This is a genomic window from Dokdonella sp. (genome assembly GCF_035511235.1).
In the GTDB taxonomy this organism is placed as follows: Bacteria; Pseudomonadota; Gammaproteobacteria; order Xanthomonadales; family Rhodanobacteraceae; genus Dokdonella.
The window spans coordinates 23,084-42,048 of record NZ_DATKFQ010000014.1; the positions used below are offsets into that span (position 1 = coordinate 23,084).

Here is an 18,965-nt window from a genome sequence, read left to right on the forward strand (position 1 = left end):
GCCGTGTCGCAGCCGATCCCCCGCCGCCGCATCGCCGGCCTGGATGTCGCCGCGCTCGGACTGGGCTGCATGGGCATGTCCGACTTCTACGGACCGGCCGACCGGACGCAGTCGCTGGCCGTGCTCGATCGCGCGCTCGATCGCGGCGTGAACCTGCTCGACACCGCCGACATGTACGGCAGCGGCGCCAACGAGCGCCTGCTCGCGGACGCGCTGGCGCGCCGTCGCGACGAGATCGTGCTGGCGACCAAGTTCGGATTCGTGCGCGGCGCCGACGGCGAAGTGCTCGGCATCGACGGCCGGCCCGAGTACGTGATGCGGGCCTGCGACGCCAGCCTCGCGCGGCTCGGCGTCGAACGGATCGATCTGTACTACCTGCATCGCGTCGATCCGAACGTGCCGATCGAGGAGACCGTCGCGGCGATGGCCGCGCTGGTCGCGGCCGGCAAGGTCGGCCACCTCGGTCTGTCCGAGGTATCGGCCGCGACGCTGCGGCGCGCGCATGCCGTGCATCCGATCGCCGCCGTGCAGAGCGAATACTCGCTGTGGACGCGCGACGTCGAGCACGGGGTGCTGCCGGCTTGCCGCGAGCTCGGCGTCAGCCTGGTCGCCTACAGCCCGCTCGGACGCGGTGTGCTGACCGGCGCGATCCGGCAGCCCGACGATCTGCCGGCCGGCGACTGGCGGCGCGGGCTGCCGCGCTTCGAGGCCGGCAATCTGGCGGCGAACCGGGCGCTGATCGATGCGCTGGCGGCGATCGCCGGCGCGCGCGGCTGCACGCCGGCGCAGCTGGCGCTGGCCTGGCTGCTCGACCGCGGCTCGGACATCGTGCCGATCCCGGGTACGCGGCGTCTCGAGCGGCTCGACGAGAACCTGGCGGCGGCGCGGATGAGGCTCGAGGCGTCCGAGCGCGCACAGATCGACGCGGCCCTCGCGGCCCGACCGGTGCACGGTGCGCGCTACCCGGCCGATCGCATGGCCTGGATCGACCAGTGAGCGCGCGGGTTGCGACGCCGGTTGCGATCCGAGCGCCGGTCCGTACGAAACTTTCGCGACTGCGAATGGTTCTGTGTTCACTTGTGTGGTGCAGCAAACCGCGCCGGTGTGACGCACGCGCCTGACCGGACGCCGGCCACTTGTCATTCTTGCGGCGCAGCATGCGCCTGACCGTCTAGCGGAGACTGTTTTCGATGTGGATCGTCCAATACGCGCTCGGGCGCCGCTACACGATCGGCGTCATGGCCATCCTGATCCTGCTGTTCGGATTGCTGGCCGCGCGGCGCATGCCGACCGACATCCTGCCCGAGGTCGGCATTCCGTCGGTCAACCTGATCTGGACCTACAGCGGGCTTCCGGCCGGCGAGATGACCGCCAAGATCACCTCGTTCTCCGAGATCGCGGTGCTCAACAACGTCGACGACCTCAAGGAAGTGCGTTCCGAATCGTTGAACGGCATCGGCCTGGTACGCATCGACTTCCAGCCCGGCGTCAATCTCGAACGCGCCCTGGCGCAGCTGACCGCCGTGTCGCAGACGATCCTGCGCCGCATGCCGCCGGGCACCTCGCCGCCGCTGGTGGTCCGCAACAACGTATCGAGTACGCCGGTGCTGCAGTTGGTGCTGTCGTCCGATGCGATGACCGAGGCGCAGCTCTACGACTACGCGCGCCTGCAGCTGCGCTCGCAGATCCAGACGATCCCCGGCATCCGCATGACGCTGCCGTACGGCGGCGCGGCACGGCAGATCATGGTCGACCTCGATCCGCGCGCACTGCAGACCTATGGCCTGACACCGGCCGACGTCACCGGCGCGCTCGAACGCGGCAGCTCGACCCTGCCGTCCGGCACGATCCGCGAAGGCGAGCGCGAGATGCAGATCGCGCTGGAGACCAGTCCCGAGACCGCGGCGGGCTTCCTCGATCTGCCGGTCGCCGCACGCGGCGGCAACGTGATCTACGTGCGCGACGTCGCCTCGGTGCGCGACGGCGGTGCGCTGCAGACCAACGTCGCGCGCATGGACGGCACCAGCGCGGTGTCGGTCGCGCTGATCAAGCTCGGCGGCGCCTCGGCCGTCGAGATCGTGCGCGCGGTGCGCGCGCGCCTGCCCGAGATCGTCGCCTCGGCGCCGCCGGGGACGCGCATCGAGCCGATCTTCGACCAGTCGGTGTTCGTCGACAACGCGATCGGCTCGATCCAGCACGAGGCGATCCTGGTCGGCCTGCTGGTGGCCTTCGTCGTCCTGGTGTTCATCGGGTCGTGGCGGTCGAGCCTGATCGTGCTGAGCGCGATTCCGCTGGCGCTGCTGGCCTCGGTCGCGATGCTGAATCTGCTCGGCTACACGTTCAACGTAATGACGCTGGGCGGCCTGGCGCTCGCGATCGGCATCCTGGTCGACAATGCGGTCGTCGACGTCGAGAACACCAACCGCAACATCGCGCACGGCAAGGACGTGCACACGGCGATCCTCGACAGCGCGCGCGAGGTGGTGTTTCCGGAGTTCGTCTCGACGATCGCGATCTGCATCGTGCTGACGCCGATCCTGCTGCTGTCGGGCCTGTCGGCCTGGGTGTTCACGCCGCTCGCGCTCGCGGTGATCTTCGCGATGGCGGCCTCGTTCCTGCTGTCGCGCACGCTGATTCCGGTGCTGGCGCTGATGCTGCTGCCGGCCGACGTGGAGAGCCGCCGCCATCCGCGCTGGCGCGCCGAGAAGCTGCTGCTGGCGATCCATCACCGCTTCGAGCACACACTCGACGGCCTGCGTGAGCGCCATCACGCGCTGCTCGAGCGGCTCGGCCGGCACGGGCTGGTGCTCGCGCTCGGTGCGCTGATGGTCGTCGCGCTCGGCGCGCTGGCGACGCTGTCGCTCGGCCGCGAGTATTTCCCGTCGGTCGACGCCGGCCAGCTGCGGTTGCAGGTCCGGCTGCCGACCGGCACGCGGCTGGAGCAGACCTCGGCGCGGCTCGCCGACCTCCAGCGCGAGATCCGCCAGATCATTCCGCCGGCCGAGCTGCAGACCGTCTATGAGCAGATCGGCATTCCGGACGCGGTCAATCTGGCCTGGGTCGACAGCGCCGTGGTCGGTTCGTTCGAGGCCGAGGTCATGCTGCAGCTGCGCCGGCCGCATGCGCCGAGCGCGCAGTACCTGCGTCAGATCCGCGAGCGCGTCGCCGAGAAGTTTCCCGACGTCAAGCTGTTCGAGCGGCCGCCAGACGCGACCAGCCGCACGTTGGCCGGCTCGGCGGTGGCCGCTTTCGAGGTGCGCGTCAACGGACGCGACGGCGCCGGCAACCTGGCGATCGCGCGCGAGATCGAGCGGCGGCTGCGCGAGGTGCCCGGCGCGGTCGACGTCGCGCTGCGGCAGGTGCTGGATCTGCCCGAGTACCGCGTGCAGGTCGATCGCAGCCGCGCGGCGCAGCTCGGCCTGACCGCGCAGGACGCCAACCGTGCCGTGCTCGCGGTGCTCGGGTCGGCCGGTACCGTCACGCCGGTCTACTGGGTCGACAGCGCCAGCGCGACCTCGTACACGGTCCAGGTACAGGCGCCGACCGCGCGCATGGACAGCATCGAGACCCTGCTCAACACGCCGCTGCGGATCGGCAACGGCGGTGAGGCGGTCCTGCTGCGCAACATCGCCACGGTGACCGCGCGCAGCGTGCCGGCCAGTCTCGGCCGCACGATGCTGGCGCCGACCGTCAGCGTGCTCGCGAACGTGCAGGGCACCGATCTCGGTGCGGTCTACGATCGGCTCGAAGCGATCGTCGGCGAGCTCCGGCCGCAGCTCAAGCCCGGCAACCGGATCGAGATCGCCGGCCAGGCCGAGGCGATGCAGAGCGCGTACAGCGAACTCGCCGGCGGTCTGGTGATGTCGGCGATCCTGGTGTTCCTGGTCCTGGTGGTCAATTTCCAGTCGTGGATCCTGCCGCTGATCGCGATGTCGGGTCTGCCGATCGCGATCAGCGGCGCGGCGATCGGCCTGTGGGCGACCGGCACGCCGCTCAGCGTGCCGGCGCTGATGGGCGTGATGATGGTGATCGGCGTGTCGACCGCCAACAGCGTGCTGGTGTCGAGCTTCGTGCGCGACCTGATCGCCGCCGGCCACGATCCGGTCGTCGCGGCCTACGAAGCGGCCGCGGTGCGTCTGCGGCCGGTGCTGATGACCGCCAGCGCGATGGTGCTCGGCATCGTGCCGATGGCGATCGGCCTCGGCGAGGGCGGCGAGCAGAACGCGCCGCTCGGCCGCGCCGTCATCGGCGGGCTGGTGTTCGGCACGCCGGCGACGCTGATCCTCGTGCCCTCGCTGCTGGCCGTGCTCGGCCGCCGCAGCCGCCGCCGCGCCGAGCGGGTGGCCGCTTCCACCGATACCGCGATCGCCCCTGCTGGAGTGACCCCATGAAGCCGACCATCCCCGTCGAGTCCAATGTGCTGCCCGTGGCGTTCACGGGTGCCGCGCGCCGTTCGCGCCGGCCGGCCGCCGCCGGACCGTCCGCGACCCGGCCGCCAGGCGATGCCGGCAGCGCCTCGCCGGTGCTGCTGGCGATCGCAATGGCCGGCCTGCTGCTGCAGGGCTGCAGCGCGAGCGTGGCCGAGCAGAATGCACCGGCTGCGGCGGCTGCCGATGCCGCTGCCGTCCCCGAAGTCCTGACCGTCGCCGCCAAGCCGGCCGGCGAGCGCTTCGAGCTGCGCCTGCCGGCGCGCGCCTTGCCCGGCGAATCGGCGCGCCTCTATGCACGCGCGACCGGCTTCCTGGCCGAACGCCGCGCCGACATCGGCGATCGCGTCGAGGCCGGGCAGGTGCTGGCGCTGATCACCGCGCCCGAGATCGACCAGGCCGTGCGCGAGGCGGAGGCCGGTCTCGGCGAGGCCAGGGCCGACGAGGATCTGGCGCGCGTCAATTTCGAGCGCGCCGACGCGCTGATCGGCAGCGGGGCGATCCCGAAGGAGCAGCACGGCGAACGCCGCGCCGCGTACGAGGTCGCGAAGGCGGCGCGTGCCGCCGCCGAGGCCCGTCTGTCGAGCGCGCGCGAGCGCAAGGGCTTCCAGACCGTGCGTGCGCCGTTTGCCGGCGTGATCGTCGCGCGCAGCGTCGAGCGCGGCGATCGCGTCGTCGGCGACCAGTCCGGCGCCTCGCCGTTGTTCGAGCTTGCCATGCTCGATCCGCTGCGCATCGTCGTCGACGTGCCGCAGAGCGCCGTGCTGCAGATCCGGCCCGGCCAGCAGGCGCAGGTCAGTTTTCCCGAGCTCGGCGACGAGGCCCTGCCGGCCGAGATCACGCGCAGCGCGCAGAGCATCTCCGAGGACGCCGGCGGCATGCGCGTGGAGCTGCGCCTGCCCAATCCGGACTATCGCCTGCCGGCCGGCATGGTCGGTCAGGTACGGCTGAGCCTGCCGCGCAGCGGCCAGGCCGCGCTGATTCCGATCAGTGCGCTGATCCAGGATGCGAAAGGCGCGCGCGTGGCGACGGTCGACGCCGATTCGCTGCTGGTGCATCGCGCGGTCGTCGTCGGACGCAACCTCGGGCCGGAAGTCGAGATCCTCGACGGTCTCAAGGCCGGCGATGCGGTGATCGCCAACCCCAATGCGCTGCTGCAGCCGGGCATGCCGGTCCGCGCGCGACCGGCCGGGAAGACCTGACCGGTCGCCTACGGAGGGTGACCGGCAGGAACGGGGCCGGTCGGCATATCCCGTGTCGGCGCTTCACTGGCAATCGGCGGTGGGCAACCGGCCAAGTATGCGAGCGCGACCGCCGGATGCAGGTCGCTCGGATCGCTCGGGGCGGCGACCATGTCGCCGCAGATCGGCCGGGTAGCTTCGGCGATTCGGGTGACCGGGGCGGCAGTGCCTGTTCGGCAAGCACCGAGTATCGATACGCACCAGCACCGGGCGCTGATCTTCGTCAGCGGCCGGTGACCCGCACCGGCCGTCAGAAGCCGAACAAGGCGCGGTAGTGCACCGCGAGCCGGTCGCCGAAAACGAACCAGGTCCAGCCGGCCGCCGCGATGAACGGGCCGAACGGAATCGGCGTCGAGCGATCCTTTCCGCGCACGGCGAGGATCGTGCCGCCGATGACCGCACCGATCAGCGAGGACATCAGGATGATCGGCAGCAGGCTGGCGGCGCCCATCCAGGCGCCGAGCGCGCCGAGCAGCTTGAAGTCGCCGTAGCCCATGCCTTCCTTGCCGGTCAGCAGCTTGAACAGCCAGAACACCGACCAGAGGCTGAGATAGCCGATCGCCGCGCCGAGGATCGCGGTCGGCGCGTCGACGAACAGCGGCACGAGCGAGATCAGCAGACCCAGCCACAGCAGCGGCAGCGTCAGTTGATCGGGCAGCAGCTGGGTGCGGAAATCGATACCGCTGGCGGCGATCATCACCCAGGTGAAGACCAGCGCCATCAGCAGGGTCCAGCCGAATCCGAACTGCCAGGCGACCACCGCCGAGGCGACGCCGGTCAGCAGCTCGACCAGCGGATACTGGATCGAAATGGCAGCTTTGCAGTACCGGCAGCGACCGCGCAGCAGCAGCCAGCCGAGCAGCGGAATATTGTCCCACGGCGCCAGCTTGTGCTTGCAGTGCGGGCAGTGCGAGGCGGCCACGACCAGATCGGGCGGTGCGGCCGCGTCCGCCGGCGTCGTGCCGAGGAATTCATGGGCCTGCAGGCGCCAGCCGTGCTCGAGCCGCGCCGGCAGGCGCAGGATCACGACGTTGAGAAAGCTGCCGACGATCAGGCCGAGCAGGCCGCACAGCGCGATCAGCGGCGTGGGCTGCGCCAGCCAGGCATAGTCACCCATGAAACGGCGTCATCCGACGACCGACGCGAGTTTGAAGATGGGCAGGTACATGCCGACGACCATGCCGCCGACGACCACGCCGATGATCACCATGATGAACGGCTCCAGCAGGCTGGACAGTGCGTCGACCGCATTCTTGACTTCTTCCTCGAAGAACTCCGCTACCTTGAACAGCATCGCATCGAGCGCGCCGGCTTCTTCGCCGATCGCGACCATCTGCGTGACCATGTTCGGGAACAGGTCGGTCTGTTTCATCGCCAGCTGCAGCTGATGTCCTACGGCCACGTCGTCGCGAATTCGCTTCACGGCCTCGTTGTAAACGGGACTGCCGGTCGCGCCCGATACGGAATCAAGTGCCTCGACGAGTGGGACACCCGCCTTGAACGTGACGCCGAGCGTGCGGGCGTAGCGTGCGATCGCCGATTGACGAAGAATCTCACCTACGACAGGAACCTTGAGCATCATGCGTCCCACCAAGTGCTCGAATTTGGTCGATCTCTTGTAGGCGAAAGTAAAAGCCACGGCCGAGCCAACGATCGCAAGGATGACTGCCCACCACCACTTCACCATGAAGTCCGAGGCATGCACCAGCATCAACGTGAAAGCGGGCAGGTCTGCGCCGAATCCTCTGAATACGGATTCGAACTGTGGAATCACGAAGATCAAGAGAATGCAAGAAACGATGATGGCGACCGCGATGACGGCTGCCGGATAGAACATCGCCTTCTTGATCTTGCCCTTGATGCTCTCGATGTTCTCCTTGTACGTGGCGACCGTGTCCAGAATGGTGTCCAGGACGCCCGATGCCTCGCCGGCGCGCACTAGGTTTCGGAACAACTCGTCGAACTGGACAGGAAACCTTGCTAGCGCTTCATTGAGAGATGAGCCGCCTTCGATGTCCGTCTTGATTGTGGTCAGCATGTCCTTCATGCGCTGGTTTTTCTGACCGCCAGCGACGATCTCGAAACCCTGCACCATCGGTACGCCGGCCGCCATCATCGTCGCCAGCTGTCGTGCGAAGATCGCGATGTCGCGGGTCTTGATCGCGCTGCCACTCTTGCCGAACAGTGGCTTCGGCTTGGGCTTGACCGTCTGCGGGTTGATGCCCTGCTTGCGCAGGTCGGCCTTGACGAGACTGGCATTCTTGCTGCTCGCCTCGCCCTTGATCTTGACGCCGCGCTTGTCGAGACCCACCCAGACGAAGGTCTGCAGCTCGCTGATCTTGGCTCGAGCTTTCGCTACTTGTGCGCGCTCGGCGGCGGCGGTCTTGGCTTGTTTGGCGCGGAGAGCGGTCACGGTTGCCATGGCTTTAGTCCTTGGTCACGCGATTGATTTCGGCGAGGCTGGTCAGCCCGTTCTTGACCTTGAGCAGGGCGGAGGCACGCAGGTCGTTGATGCCGATGCGCTTGGCCTCGGCGGCGATCTGCAGCGCATTGCCGCCGGCCAGGACGATCTTCTGGATGTCCTCGCTCATCGGCATGACCTGGTAGATGCCCAGGCGTCCCTTGTAGCCTTCGTTGCAGCCCGGGCAGCCGACCGCCTCGTAGATCTCCAGGCCGGCGTCGATCTCGGCCTGCGTGAAGCCTTCGGCGAGCAGCGCCGGCGCCGGGATATTGGCCGGCCGCTTGCACTCGTGCAGGCGCCGCGCCAGGCGCTGGGCGATCACCAGGGTCACCGAGCTGGTGATGTTGTACGGTGCGATGCCCATGTTCATCAGACGCGAGATCGTCTGCGGCCCGTCGTTGGTGTGCAGGGTCGACAGCACCATGTGGCCGGTCTGCGCGGCCTTGATCGCGATCTCGGCGGTTTCCAGGTCGCGAATTTCGCCGACCATGATGACGTCCGGATCCTGACGCAGAAAGCTGCGCAGCGCCGCCGCGAAGGTCATGCCGCGCTTGGCATTCTGCTGCACCTGGTTGATGCCGGGCACGCGGATTTCGACCGGATCCTCAACCGTGGAGATGTTGCGTCCTTCCACGTTCAGAATGTTGAGCGCCGTGTACAGCGACACGGTCTTGCCCGAGCCGGTCGGACCGGTGACCAGCACCATGCCGTAGGGCTTCTCGATCGCTTCGAGGAACAGCTTCTTCTGATCTTCCTCGTAGCCGAGCTTGTCGATGCCGAGCTTGGCGGCGGAGGCGTCCAGGATACGCAGCACGATCTTTTCGCCGAACAGGGTCGGACAGGTGCTGACGCGAAAGTCGATCGACTTGGTCTTGGACAGGTTGAGCTTGATGCGTCCGTCCTGCGGCACGCGCTTCTCGGCGATGTCCAGGCCGCTCATGACCTTCAGGCGCGAGGCGATCCGCGAGCTCAGCTTGGTCGGCGGCGCGGCCACGGCACGCAGCATGCCGTCCATGCGCAGGCGTACGCGGTAGGCGGTCTCGTATGGCTCGAAGTGGATGTCCGATGCGCCGCGCTTGATCGCGTCGACCAGCACCTTGTTGATGAAGCGCACGACCGGCGCATCCTCGGCCGAGTTGGCGTCGACGCCGGTCTCGCTTTCGTCGCCGTCGACGCCGCCGAGATCGAGGTTCTCGAGGCCCTCGTCGTCGCCGAAGGACTCCAGCGTCGCGTTGGTCGCGGTCAGCGCCTGGTCGATCGCGCGATCGAGCAGGGCGTCGTCGACCAGGATCGGTTCCACACTGTGGTTGGACTGGAACTTGATCTCGTCCAGCGCGCGCAGGTTGGTCGGGTCGGACACGCCGAGGAACAATCGGTTGCCGCGCTTGAACAGCGGCAGCGCGCGATGCTTGGTGACCAGCTCTTCCTTGACCAGCTTGATCGGCACCTGGGCGACGTCGATGCTGCCGAGGTCGATCAGCGGGATGCCGAACTCCGCGGAGGTCGCCTGCGCGACCAGGCCGCTGCCGACCAAGCCGTGCTCGATCAGCCAGGGCCCGATCGGAATGCGCTGCCGGGCGGCCTCTTCGGCGGCCTTGCGGGCTTCGTTCTCGCCGAGGACGCCGTCGGCGACCAGGCGCCGGGCGATACCGCTCAGTCCCGTCAGCGCAGCCGTGTTCGTCGATACAGCCATAGGAAGGTCGCGCAAGCCCCTGTCGGATCGGCTGAATCTACCGCAATCCCGAGGCTTGGAGAACCATGCGGATCACAAAAACACGCTCGGACCTGCGCGCGAGGGCTGATGCAGGAAAACGCCCCGGCTTTGGGACCTCTGTACCCGTCGTCACTAGCTACAACCGCGCGGCTTGTAGGCATCAGGCACGGTCGTACTGCATGACCACTGACCCTCACTTGCTCTTGTCACGGTGATCGTGCTGCCCGCTCCCAGCAGGACATTGCCCTTGATCAAGCAAGTGATTGTGCCTGCCGGGACGTCCAGCGAAACGTCACACCGATCCGTCGAGGACATCAATCCGATGTCGTCGAGAGTAAACGTGGTTACTCCATCGTTGATGTGGGTTTCGAACCCGGCCTTACCTGGAGTGATCTCTGCCAGGCTGGAGACCGCCACCGAGCGCGCGATATAGCGCTGGTAGAGCGGTAGCGCGACGGCGGCCACGATCGCAATGATTGCGATCACGATCATCAGCTCGATCAATGTGAAACCTCTGGCACGCATGACGCCATTTCCCCTAGCTTGATCGGGATTCAGCAGCATTCATGCCAAAAAAAAGAGGCTCCGTAAGGAGCCTCTTTCTGCTGCATGTATCACATGGCGCAAGCAGTTGGTTACGGCACCGGACAGCTGGCGGGAGCGTACTTCGCGTCCATGCCGGCGCCTTCACAGGTCCAAGAGCCGTCGACGGTACGCGTCCAGGTGACCGTACCCGTGCCGGTGGTCAGAGCGGGGGACGCGTTGTTGCCGAAGGTTGCGATGATCGTTGCGGAGCCATCGGCGGCAATCGCAATTTCCGGAACGCCGGTGCCGGCGGGCGGTGCCGAACTGGGAGCCGAGTTGCCACCATCGACCTGCAGGTTCGAGCCGGTGGCACCCGGATCGCAGTCCGGGGCGACGCCGATCGTGAGACGGCCATTGCTGACGCAGTCTTCGACGGCGGTCTTGAGGTTGCCCGCCTCGCCCATGACCCGCGAGTACTGCGACTTGGCGATGTAGACCTGATATTGCGGGATGGCGATGGCCGCCAGAATGGCGATGATCGCGACGACGATCATCAGTTCGATCAGCGTGAAGCCCTGGGTCTTCTTGAAGTTCATGGATGTTTCCTCTTGGCGAAAGATGGATCCGGATTTCCCCTGAATTTCTTCCGATGCCGGCCGGGCGCGTGATGAGTCCTTATCGCCCGCTTCGACCGCGTCGGAAGCGTGCGGAGGGTCGTGCAGCATGTATGCCAAGGGTGTTCAGAAAAGCGGGATGGAATCGTTACTAAGTGTTGATTTGTAATTTTCTTTTACGGATCAAATAGTTGTGGGGATAGCTCGATCGCAATTGAGCTCACTTGGTATGGCACTTCGATGACGAGGCGATCCGTTGAGCATATGCGACATCGAAGCTGCTGAATTCTTGATCAGGCGACATGCGGCGCGATGACATCCTGTGCGCAAAGCGTCAAAGTCTGACATCTGGCGTCACTATTCTTGTGAGCGCACACTGCTGTCAGTCGCTTGGGGTGCGCAGGCAAGCCTCTTACTGGGAGGTGTGGGGGGCACCGAGCGACTCGACCGAGGTCTGTCGGCTCAACGCCGAGCCGTGGCGGGTGGCTGGAGAGCGCGACGTACGACGTCCCCTTTTTAGTGGCGCCACGGTTTGAAGTCTATACGTGCGCACGTCCGGGAGTTCCGTCTGGAGACGATTTGCCGGTTGCTAGATGTAATCTCCCAGTAGGTTGTTCATCCGGGGCATCTCTGGAAGATGGGGGTTACGAAGCCAAACCAGCCCCAGGAGCCCCAGATGAACCTGCATCACCATGCCCGTTTGACGCCTCGCGGTCGAGCCCTATTGGTGGACCGCGTCCTCATTCACGGTCTGCGCGTCGGGGAAGCGGCGCAAAGCCGCTGGCGTGAGCGCGCGCACGGCCTAAAAGTGGCTGCATCGGTTCCGTGAGGAAGGCCAAACCGGTCTGCTCGATCTGAACCGCCCCGGGATTCCTGGAGGCTCCAACTCTTGAGAGGATGGAGTCATGAACAAGCCAGTGAAGTATTCCCCGGAAGTGCGGGAGCGGGCAGTGCGGATGGTGCTGGAGCACCAGGACACGCCCAGTTCGCAGTGGGCGGTGATCGAGTCGATTGCCGGGAAGATCGGTTGCACAGCCGAGACGCTGCGCAACTGGGTGCGACGTGCCGAGCGTGACCAGGGGCTGCGCCCGGCCTGACGACCGACGAGCGGGCGCGGATGAAGACGCTGGAACGCGAGGTGCGGGAGCTGCGGCAGGCCAACGAAATCCTGCGCAAGGCCAGTGCGTATTTCGCCCAGGCGGAGCTCGACCGCCGCTTCAAGCTATGACGGGGTTCGTGGCCGAGCAGCGCCCCGCCCACGGAGTCGAGCCGATCTGCCGGGTGCTGGAGATCGCTCTGTCGACCTACTACAGCCACGCGGCCCGGGAGGCCGATCCGAAAGCGCGTCCGGACCGCTGGTGGCGGGATCGGGCACTGGAGGTGAAGTTCGGCGGGTCTGGGACGAGAACAGGCAGGTCTACGGTGCCCGCAAGGTGTGGGAGCAGTTGCTGCGGGAAGGCTGGCGGGTGGCCCGGTGCACGGTGGAACGACTGATGCGCCGGCTGGGCCTGCACGGCGTGATCCGCGGCAAGCCGGTGAAGACCACTGTCAGTGACACCGCGCAGCCGTGTCCGCTGGATCGGGTGAACCGGCAGTTCCATGCCGATCGACCGAACGCGCTGTGGGTGAGCGACTTCACCTACGTCTGGGCATGGTGTACGTGGCGTTCGTGGTCGACGTGTACGCGCGTCGGATCGTGGGCTGGAAGGCGTCCAGTTCGATGACCACGGACTTCGTGCTCGACGCACTGGAACAGGCGCTGCACGCCCGGCAGCGGGAAGGCGAACTGATCCATCACGCCGACCGAGGATCGCAGTACGTGAGCATCCGCTACAGCGAGCGGCTGGCCGAGGCCGGGATCGAGCCGTCGGTGGGCAGTGTGGGCGAGAGCTACGACAACGCGCTGGCCGAGACGATCAACGGGCTGTACAAGGCCGAGGTCATCCATCGCAAATCGTGGCGCAATCGCGAGCAGGTGGAACTGGCCACCCTGGACTGGGTGCACTGGTTCAATCACAAACGACTGCTGGGGCCGATCGGGCACATCCCGCCAGCGGAAGCCGAAGCGGCTTACCATCGGCAGCAAGCCGGTCAGGCCAAGGCGGCCTGACTCAAACCAAAAGGCCTCCAAGAAAGTCGGGGCGGTTCAGTCACCGTGTGAACTGCCACGAGCGGACAACCACGAGCGGACAGTTGCCTTCGGAGCCCAATACCGTGGTCGAAAGCTGCTTCAGCGTCCTGAAGAAGGAGCGGACCAAGCGGCGAATCTACCCGACACGTGCCATGGCTGCCTCGGACGTGTTCGACTACATCGAGATGTTCTACAACCCCATCCGCCGCCATGGTTCCGCTGGCGGCATGTCAGCGGTAGAGTTTGAGAGACGCTACGTGCAGAGCGGCAACTGAGTGTCTGCGACAATCTGGTCGGTCCATTCCAGGGGGTTGCACTTCAAGTTGAGACTAAGCGGTCGGTCGCCAAGCCGATGCACCAGTGGATGGTGGCGGGCTTTCCAGTGGAGCATGGTGGAATGACAGCTCTTGGGACAGGGCATGGAAGCATATCGCTAGTCAGGCCCTGCGCTAATTGAGCGTCCGGCGATCTGAGCGAGCGGACTGAGCTCGATCAGATCCGGCTCGATCCGTTATGGCCATAAGGAATGCTTGGCAAGTTGTATATTCGAAAGCGTGTGGGCGGTACGACATGGCTTTCTACATTGATTGCGATCGGGAAAGGGGAATGATGCATGTATTTCAAAGCATTCTGGGTGCCTATGCTGGTGGGAGTTTCCGTGGTAGGTATGGCGGAAGTGTCGGCACCACAGATTGCAGTAGGGCAGAGTCTCGCCTGTATCGGCAAGGGCGGGCAGGCAGAGTGCCGATCCCTGGAGCCCAGTATCTGGTGGTGCTCGGCTAGTTATGGAACCCTGGGGGCGGATAGTCATGACCAATGTGGGAGCTATCTTTCGTCCAATCCCTGCACGACCGAAGGAGAGGCATGGGGAGCGGCTGATGCGAAAGCCATCGAATTGCATCCCGATATTTGCCATGGGCCAGGCCGAACCCAGAACGATGAACGTCTTTATTTCTCGACAATTTATCTGTACGCGAAAGATCATGTATTTGATCTGACGATCGGGTTTCCGAATCCACAGACCGGAGCTTGCGCGGTTTCGGCAATCCACAATGGAGCTATATCAGGTTGTACTAGAGGATGGCGTTGTCCCCCTACTTACGAACTGGTTCCAGATCAGAATGCTTACTATTGCAAGCGGTTGAAACCAGAGGTCTGTACTGCGGGCAATCCTATCCAATGTGCAGGCGGTCAGAAGACTCAGAAGGAAGTCGATCTGGCTGGTATAGGGGGCTCACCCTTGGAGTTCGCCCGGTTCTATTCGAGCACGGGCTTCTACAGCTCCATAGGCTCAGCTCCTGATCCTCAAGGCATCGGCATCAACTGGCGCCACAATTGGCAGCGCAGTGTGAAGTACGAGCCGGCTCCGAGCGGTGGCGTGGCCTTGGCCTATGTGGTGCGGCCGGATGGCGACTATCGCCACTTCAAATCGGTTGGCGGCGTTTGGGCTGGTCGCAATGATAAGTCCGAGTCTTTGATCGAACTGACCACTGGTGGCGTCACAACCGGTTGGCGCTATGTCGACGCCAGTGACACGGTAGAGCTTTACGACGAGGCCGGCCGATTGCAGTCGATCACGACTAAGGACGGGCTGGTGACGAGCTTGTCCTACAGCGATGGCACGACGCCAGTCGCTATTGCCCCCGTTGCTGGTCTGCTGATTCGGATTCAAGACTGGAGCGGGCGTTCGATTGATTTGCGTTATGACGCCGAGTCATTCGTGAAGGAGATGATCAGCCCTGAAGGAAGTGTCCACGGCTACCGGTATGATGCCTCGAAGCGACTAACATTCGTCGATCGCCCGGGGCTACCGTCGGTCAGTCGGGAATATCACTATAACGAGGCCGGGTATATCGCCGATGCCGGCACGCAGCAGGTGCTGCTGACGGGCGTTACCGACGAGAATGGCTCGCGCTTCTCCCACTACAGATACGACTCGTCCGACCGCGCCTATGAGGAATGGCACGGCGATGCCGAAGCCAACAAGTTGACCTTAGTGTTCTCGGGCAACTACATGACGGCGACGTCGTGGACGCGTACGACCGATGCCCTGGGCCAGACGCGGCGCAAAAAGTTCGCTGCTGTGAACGGCATCCTGCGCGATGCCGGCGAGGACCGCTGCGCGAACGCGACCTGTGCGTCGGTGATCGCCAGCACCAGCGTGACCTACGACGCCAACGGCAATCGCGACCAGGCGACCGACTATGCCGGTACCGTCACCGACTACAGCTACAACACGCGCGGCCTTGAGACGCAGCGGATCGAGGCGGCCACCGCGACGGGGCCTGGCCCGGCCAAGCGCACGATCCAAACCGATTGGCACAGCACGCTGAACGTGCCGATCGAGAAGCGCATCTATAACGCGACCAGCGCCCTCCAGGCGCGCACGCAATGGGCCTACAACGCTCGCGGCCAGACGACGGCGACCTGCGAGATCGATCCTGCGGATACCGCCGCGATGGCCTATACCTGCAGCGCGACCGCGGCGCCGCCGATCGGCGCCAAGGTGCGGCGCACCGTGATGACCTACTGCGAATCGGCCGACGTGACGCTCGGCACCTGCCCGCTGGTCGGCTTGCTGTTGTCGGTCAACGGTCCGCGAGCGAGTGCCGACACAGGGATGGGCGGTCTGGACGACGTGACGACCTATACGTATCGCGCGGCCGACGATCCGACCTGTGTCAGCGCAGGCGCCTGCACCTATCGCAAGGGCGATCTGTGGAAGGTCACCAATGCACTCGGCCAGGTCGTCGAGACGGTCAGCTACGACAAGAACGGCCGCATCACGCGCAGCAAGGACGCCAACGGCACGCTGACCGACTTCGCCTACCACCCGCGCGGCTGGCTGGCCACGCGGACCGTACGCGCCAACGCCAGCGGCTTCCCGTCGACCGACGATGCGACGACCACGCTGGCCTACGATGCGGTCGGCAACGTCACGCGCGTGACTCAGCCCGACGGCAGCTATCTGGATTACGGCTATGACGCGGCGCATCGGCTGCTGACGGTCACCGACAACCTCGGCAACACGCTCGACTACTGCCCTGGTGGTGTCGGTACGGCCAACTGCCTGGATGGCGCCGGCAATCGCGTCGTCGAGGAGACCCGCAACGGGGCGAGCGTAGTCAAGCGGACGCTGCGGCGGACCTACGACCAGCTCGGCCAGCTGACCTCGCAGATCAATGCCCAGAATCAGGCCACGCAGACCTGGCCGACGCTGGGTGGCTACGACGGCAACGGCAATCCGACCCAGGTCGTCGATGGGCTCGGCGTCGAAACGCGGCAGAGCTACGATCCGCTGAACCGGCTGACGCAGACGATCCAGGACTATCTGGGGCCGGACCTCGCCACGCGCGATACGACGACCGGTTACGGCTACGACGCCCGCGACAACCTGGTCAGCGTGACCGATCCGGACGGTCTGGCCACCACCTACACCTACGACGGCCTGAACGATCTGACCGGTCTCTCGAGCCCGGATACCGGCAACACCACCTACACCTACGATGCAGGCGGCAACCGTCGCACCCAGACCGACGCGCGCGGCATCGTGACCACCTATACCTACGATTCGCTCAATCGCCTGACCGCTATCAGCTACCCGACCAGCACGCTCAATACGAGCTATGCCTACGACCAGCCGGACGGCACGACCGGCTGCAGTGGCTCGTATCCGGCCGGTCGGCTGACGCGGATCACCGAAGAGACCGGCACGACCACGTACTGCTACGACCGGCGTGGCAACGTCACCCGCAAGAGGCAGCTCATGTCGGCGACGCTGAGTCTGTACACGGTCGACTACGCTTGGACCAAGGCCGATCGCCTGGCCACGCTGACGTATCCGAGTGGCGGCATCGCGACCTATACGCGCAATGCGATCGGTCAGATCAGCGGTATCACCTGGAAAGCCAATGCTTCGGCCACACCGCAGACTCTCGTCAGCGGCGCGACGTACTACCCGTTCGGCCCGCTCAACGTGCTGACCTACGGCAACGGGCGCACGCTGACCAGGGCCTACGATCAGGACTATGCGATCGATGCGATCCAGAGCAGTCACGTCGATGGTCTGAAGATGGACTTGACGGTCGATGTGATGGGCAACATCGTCAACGGCACAGATGTGATCGGCGGGTCGCCGCAGGTCACCTACAGCTACGATCGCCTGTATCGGCTCACCGGTTCGACGGCCGGCGCCACGCCGATCGAGACCTTCACGTACGGGCCGACCGGCGATCGCCTCAGCAAGACCGTCGGCGCAGGCACGCCGCAGGCCTACACCTACGCATCGGGCAGCCACCGTCTGGCCAGCGTTGGCGGCGTCGGTCGCAGCCATGATGCCAACGGCAATCTGACCTCGGCACCGTTCGCCTCGCCGATGGGCTATGACGACCGCAACCGTTTGGCCCGACTCACCGTCGGGACCGAGAAGATCAGTTATCACTACAACGGACGCGGCGAGCGGGTGCACAAGTTGCGCGACCTCACGCGCGAAGAAGTGCTGCACGATGAGAGCGGCAAGCGGTTGCATAGCTTCGTCCAAAGCACGAGCGGGTTCGGCACCAATGCATTCCGTGAGTACGTGTATCTGGACGACGTGCCGGTGGCGACCGTCGACGCAGCCGGCATCGCGTACTTGGAAACCGATCATCTCGGCACACCGCGTGTCGCGGCCGACCCGGCGACCAATGCCTGGCGCTGGCGCTGGAACTTCTTCGGCACGACCTTCGGCGAGCATGCGCCGACGTTTCCCGCGAGCGGCGGAATCGCGCTCGATCTGCGCTATCCGGGTCAGGCCTACGATGCGGAGACGGGGCTGCACTACAACTACTTCAGAGACTATGAGCCGGCAACCGGGCGGTATATTGAGAGCGATCCGATCTTGCGGCCGATGGATATCAGGTCGGAGCCTTTATACAAGGTTGTTCCGCTCGCAAGTATTCGCGGATTTGATCGAAGCGGTTACAACTATGTGAATAACTCCCCTCTCTTTATGGCGGACAACGAAGGGCTTGGCATATGGAGTGTGCTGAATTGTTACTGGATGTCCAGGAAAATTCTTGACGCTCGCAAGGAGTGTAAGACAGAGCAAGATATGTGTATAACCCTAGAGGACTTTATTGCCTTTGATGAGAAGTACCAGGAATTTGTGCCCTTGGGTTGCGTGTGCGCGAAAGCGGGAGGCGGAGATAAGAAATTTTGTGCGAAATGGATGACTTCGTGTACAACTCATGAGGTTCAGTGGAGGAGTAGATGAGTGCGTATAGGAAATTCGTTATCCCCGTGCTTGCGCTAATATTGTTTTCTAGTTTGGCGGCTAATTTATTTCTTTTGTACAAAAGATGGCAGGAAAGTGTTAATCCCATTCTCCTACTTGCTAGTGCAAAGATGGAGTATGCGAAAGGAAATGGTGAAGGAGTAATGCGTTATGCATATCAAGCGTTCAACGATGATGATATAGCATCGTCTTTTGCCCGAATGGCCGGTGATGTTTATTACTGCTATGGAGATTTTGGTGCGGCAGCAATGAACTATGATATTTCCGGATATTTGGCGACTAGTAACGCGCTTAAATTACTAATGCGAAGAAATATTGAATCTATAGGCGGCGCGAAGCATTCTCCAGGACTTCCGAGTTGCGAGAAATTCCATTTGCGCAATGCCGAAAATAGAATCGAGCTACCTGCTGCAAACCAGGAGTGAAGACTCGCAACGCCCGGCCCCGCGCCGGGCGTGACAGCTCCTGCCAACGGCAGAGTTCCTCAGAGCCTGGCTCTACCACTACAACTGGCATCGCCCTCACGCCGGCATCGGGTACCGACACTCATCTCCAGAGTCCCTCCTCATGATGAACA

General features: G+C 64.5%; 10 protein-coding genes, 3 pseudogenes and 1 other annotated feature. Of the genes and pseudogenes, 8 read left to right on the forward strand and 5 right to left on the reverse strand.

What is annotated here, in order from left to right; genetic code table 11:
- Window positions 1-3 precede the first annotated feature (3 nt).
- The 3 genes from VMR06_RS08035 to VMR06_RS08045 all read left to right on the forward strand — a co-directional run bounded on the left by VMR06_RS08035 (window position 4) and on the right by VMR06_RS08045 (window position 5,629).
- Window positions 4-996: an aldo/keto reductase gene (locus tag VMR06_RS08035; protein ID WP_325374949.1), complete on the forward strand. Its 993-nt coding sequence runs from the start codon at window positions 4-6 to the stop codon at window positions 994-996.
- 194 nt (window positions 997-1,190) lie between these two features.
- Window positions 1,191-4,391: an efflux RND transporter permease subunit gene (locus tag VMR06_RS08040; RefSeq protein WP_325374952.1), complete on the forward strand. Its 3,201-nt coding sequence runs from the start codon at window positions 1,191-1,193 to the stop codon at window positions 4,389-4,391.
- The gene (locus VMR06_RS08045; protein ID WP_325374956.1) at window positions 4,388-5,629 is read left to right on the forward strand and encodes an efflux RND transporter periplasmic adaptor subunit; all 1,242 of its coding nucleotides are present in this window, start codon (window positions 4,388-4,390) and stop codon (window positions 5,627-5,629) included. The genes VMR06_RS08040 and VMR06_RS08045 overlap by 4 nt, the downstream gene beginning before the upstream one ends.
- Before the next feature lie 289 nt (window positions 5,630-5,918).
- Here the strand turns inward: VMR06_RS08045 and VMR06_RS08050 are convergent, their stop codons facing one another.
- From VMR06_RS08050 to VMR06_RS08070, 5 genes are all read right to left on the reverse strand, one after another.
- Entirely contained in the window at window positions 5,919-6,785 is an 867-nt protein-coding gene (locus VMR06_RS08050; protein ID WP_325374961.1) for an A24 family peptidase, read from the reverse strand.
- A 9-nt stretch (window positions 6,786-6,794) separates the two neighbouring features.
- Window positions 6,795-8,090: a type II secretion system F family protein gene (locus VMR06_RS08055; RefSeq protein WP_325374963.1), complete on the reverse strand. Its 1,296-nt coding sequence runs from the start codon at window positions 8,088-8,090 to the stop codon at window positions 6,795-6,797.
- A gap of 4 nt (window positions 8,091-8,094) precedes the next feature.
- Window positions 8,095-9,822 (reverse strand): type IV-A pilus assembly ATPase PilB, encoded by a 1,728-nt coding sequence (pilB, locus tag VMR06_RS08060; protein WP_325374965.1) that lies wholly within the window; start codon window positions 9,820-9,822, stop codon window positions 8,095-8,097.
- Window positions 9,823-9,975: 153 nt separating this feature from the next.
- Complete coding sequence (locus VMR06_RS08065) at window positions 9,976-10,368, reverse strand: pilin (protein WP_325374968.1); 393 nt, start codon at window positions 10,366-10,368, stop codon at window positions 9,976-9,978.
- 110 nt (window positions 10,369-10,478) lie between these two features.
- Window positions 10,479-10,964, reverse strand: a complete 486-nt coding sequence (locus VMR06_RS08070; RefSeq protein ID WP_325374970.1) for a pilin — start codon at window positions 10,962-10,964, stop codon at window positions 10,479-10,481.
- Window positions 10,965-11,658: 694 nt separating this feature from the next.
- On the opposite strand from VMR06_RS08070, the pseudogene VMR06_RS08075 reads away from it, so the two are divergent.
- The 5 genes and pseudogenes from VMR06_RS08075 to VMR06_RS08095 form a co-directional block, all read left to right on the forward strand.
- Window positions 11,659-11,785 (forward strand): annotated as a pseudogene (locus VMR06_RS08075) (leucine zipper domain-containing protein); the annotation flags it as partial.
- Window positions 11,786-11,887: 102 nt separating this feature from the next.
- Window positions 11,888-13,092: pseudogene (locus VMR06_RS08080) on the forward strand (IS3 family transposase).
- Window positions 12,165-12,281, forward strand: a sequence feature (AL1L pseudoknot). Its footprint overlaps the pseudogene before it by 117 nt.
- 38 nt (window positions 13,093-13,130) lie before the next feature.
- A pseudogene (locus VMR06_RS08085) lies at window positions 13,131-13,388 on the forward strand (IS3 family transposase); the annotation flags it as partial.
- Window positions 13,389-13,780: 392 nt separating this feature from the next.
- Window positions 13,781-18,367, forward strand: a complete 4,587-nt coding sequence (locus tag VMR06_RS08090) for an RHS repeat-associated core domain-containing protein (RefSeq protein ID WP_325375057.1) — start codon at window positions 13,781-13,783, stop codon at window positions 18,365-18,367.
- Window positions 18,364-18,813, forward strand: coding sequence for a hypothetical protein (locus VMR06_RS08095; protein WP_325374972.1), 450 nt, complete (start codon window positions 18,364-18,366; stop codon window positions 18,811-18,813). The genes VMR06_RS08090 and VMR06_RS08095 overlap by 4 nt, the downstream gene beginning before the upstream one ends.
- Window positions 18,814-18,965: the final 152 nt, after the last annotated feature.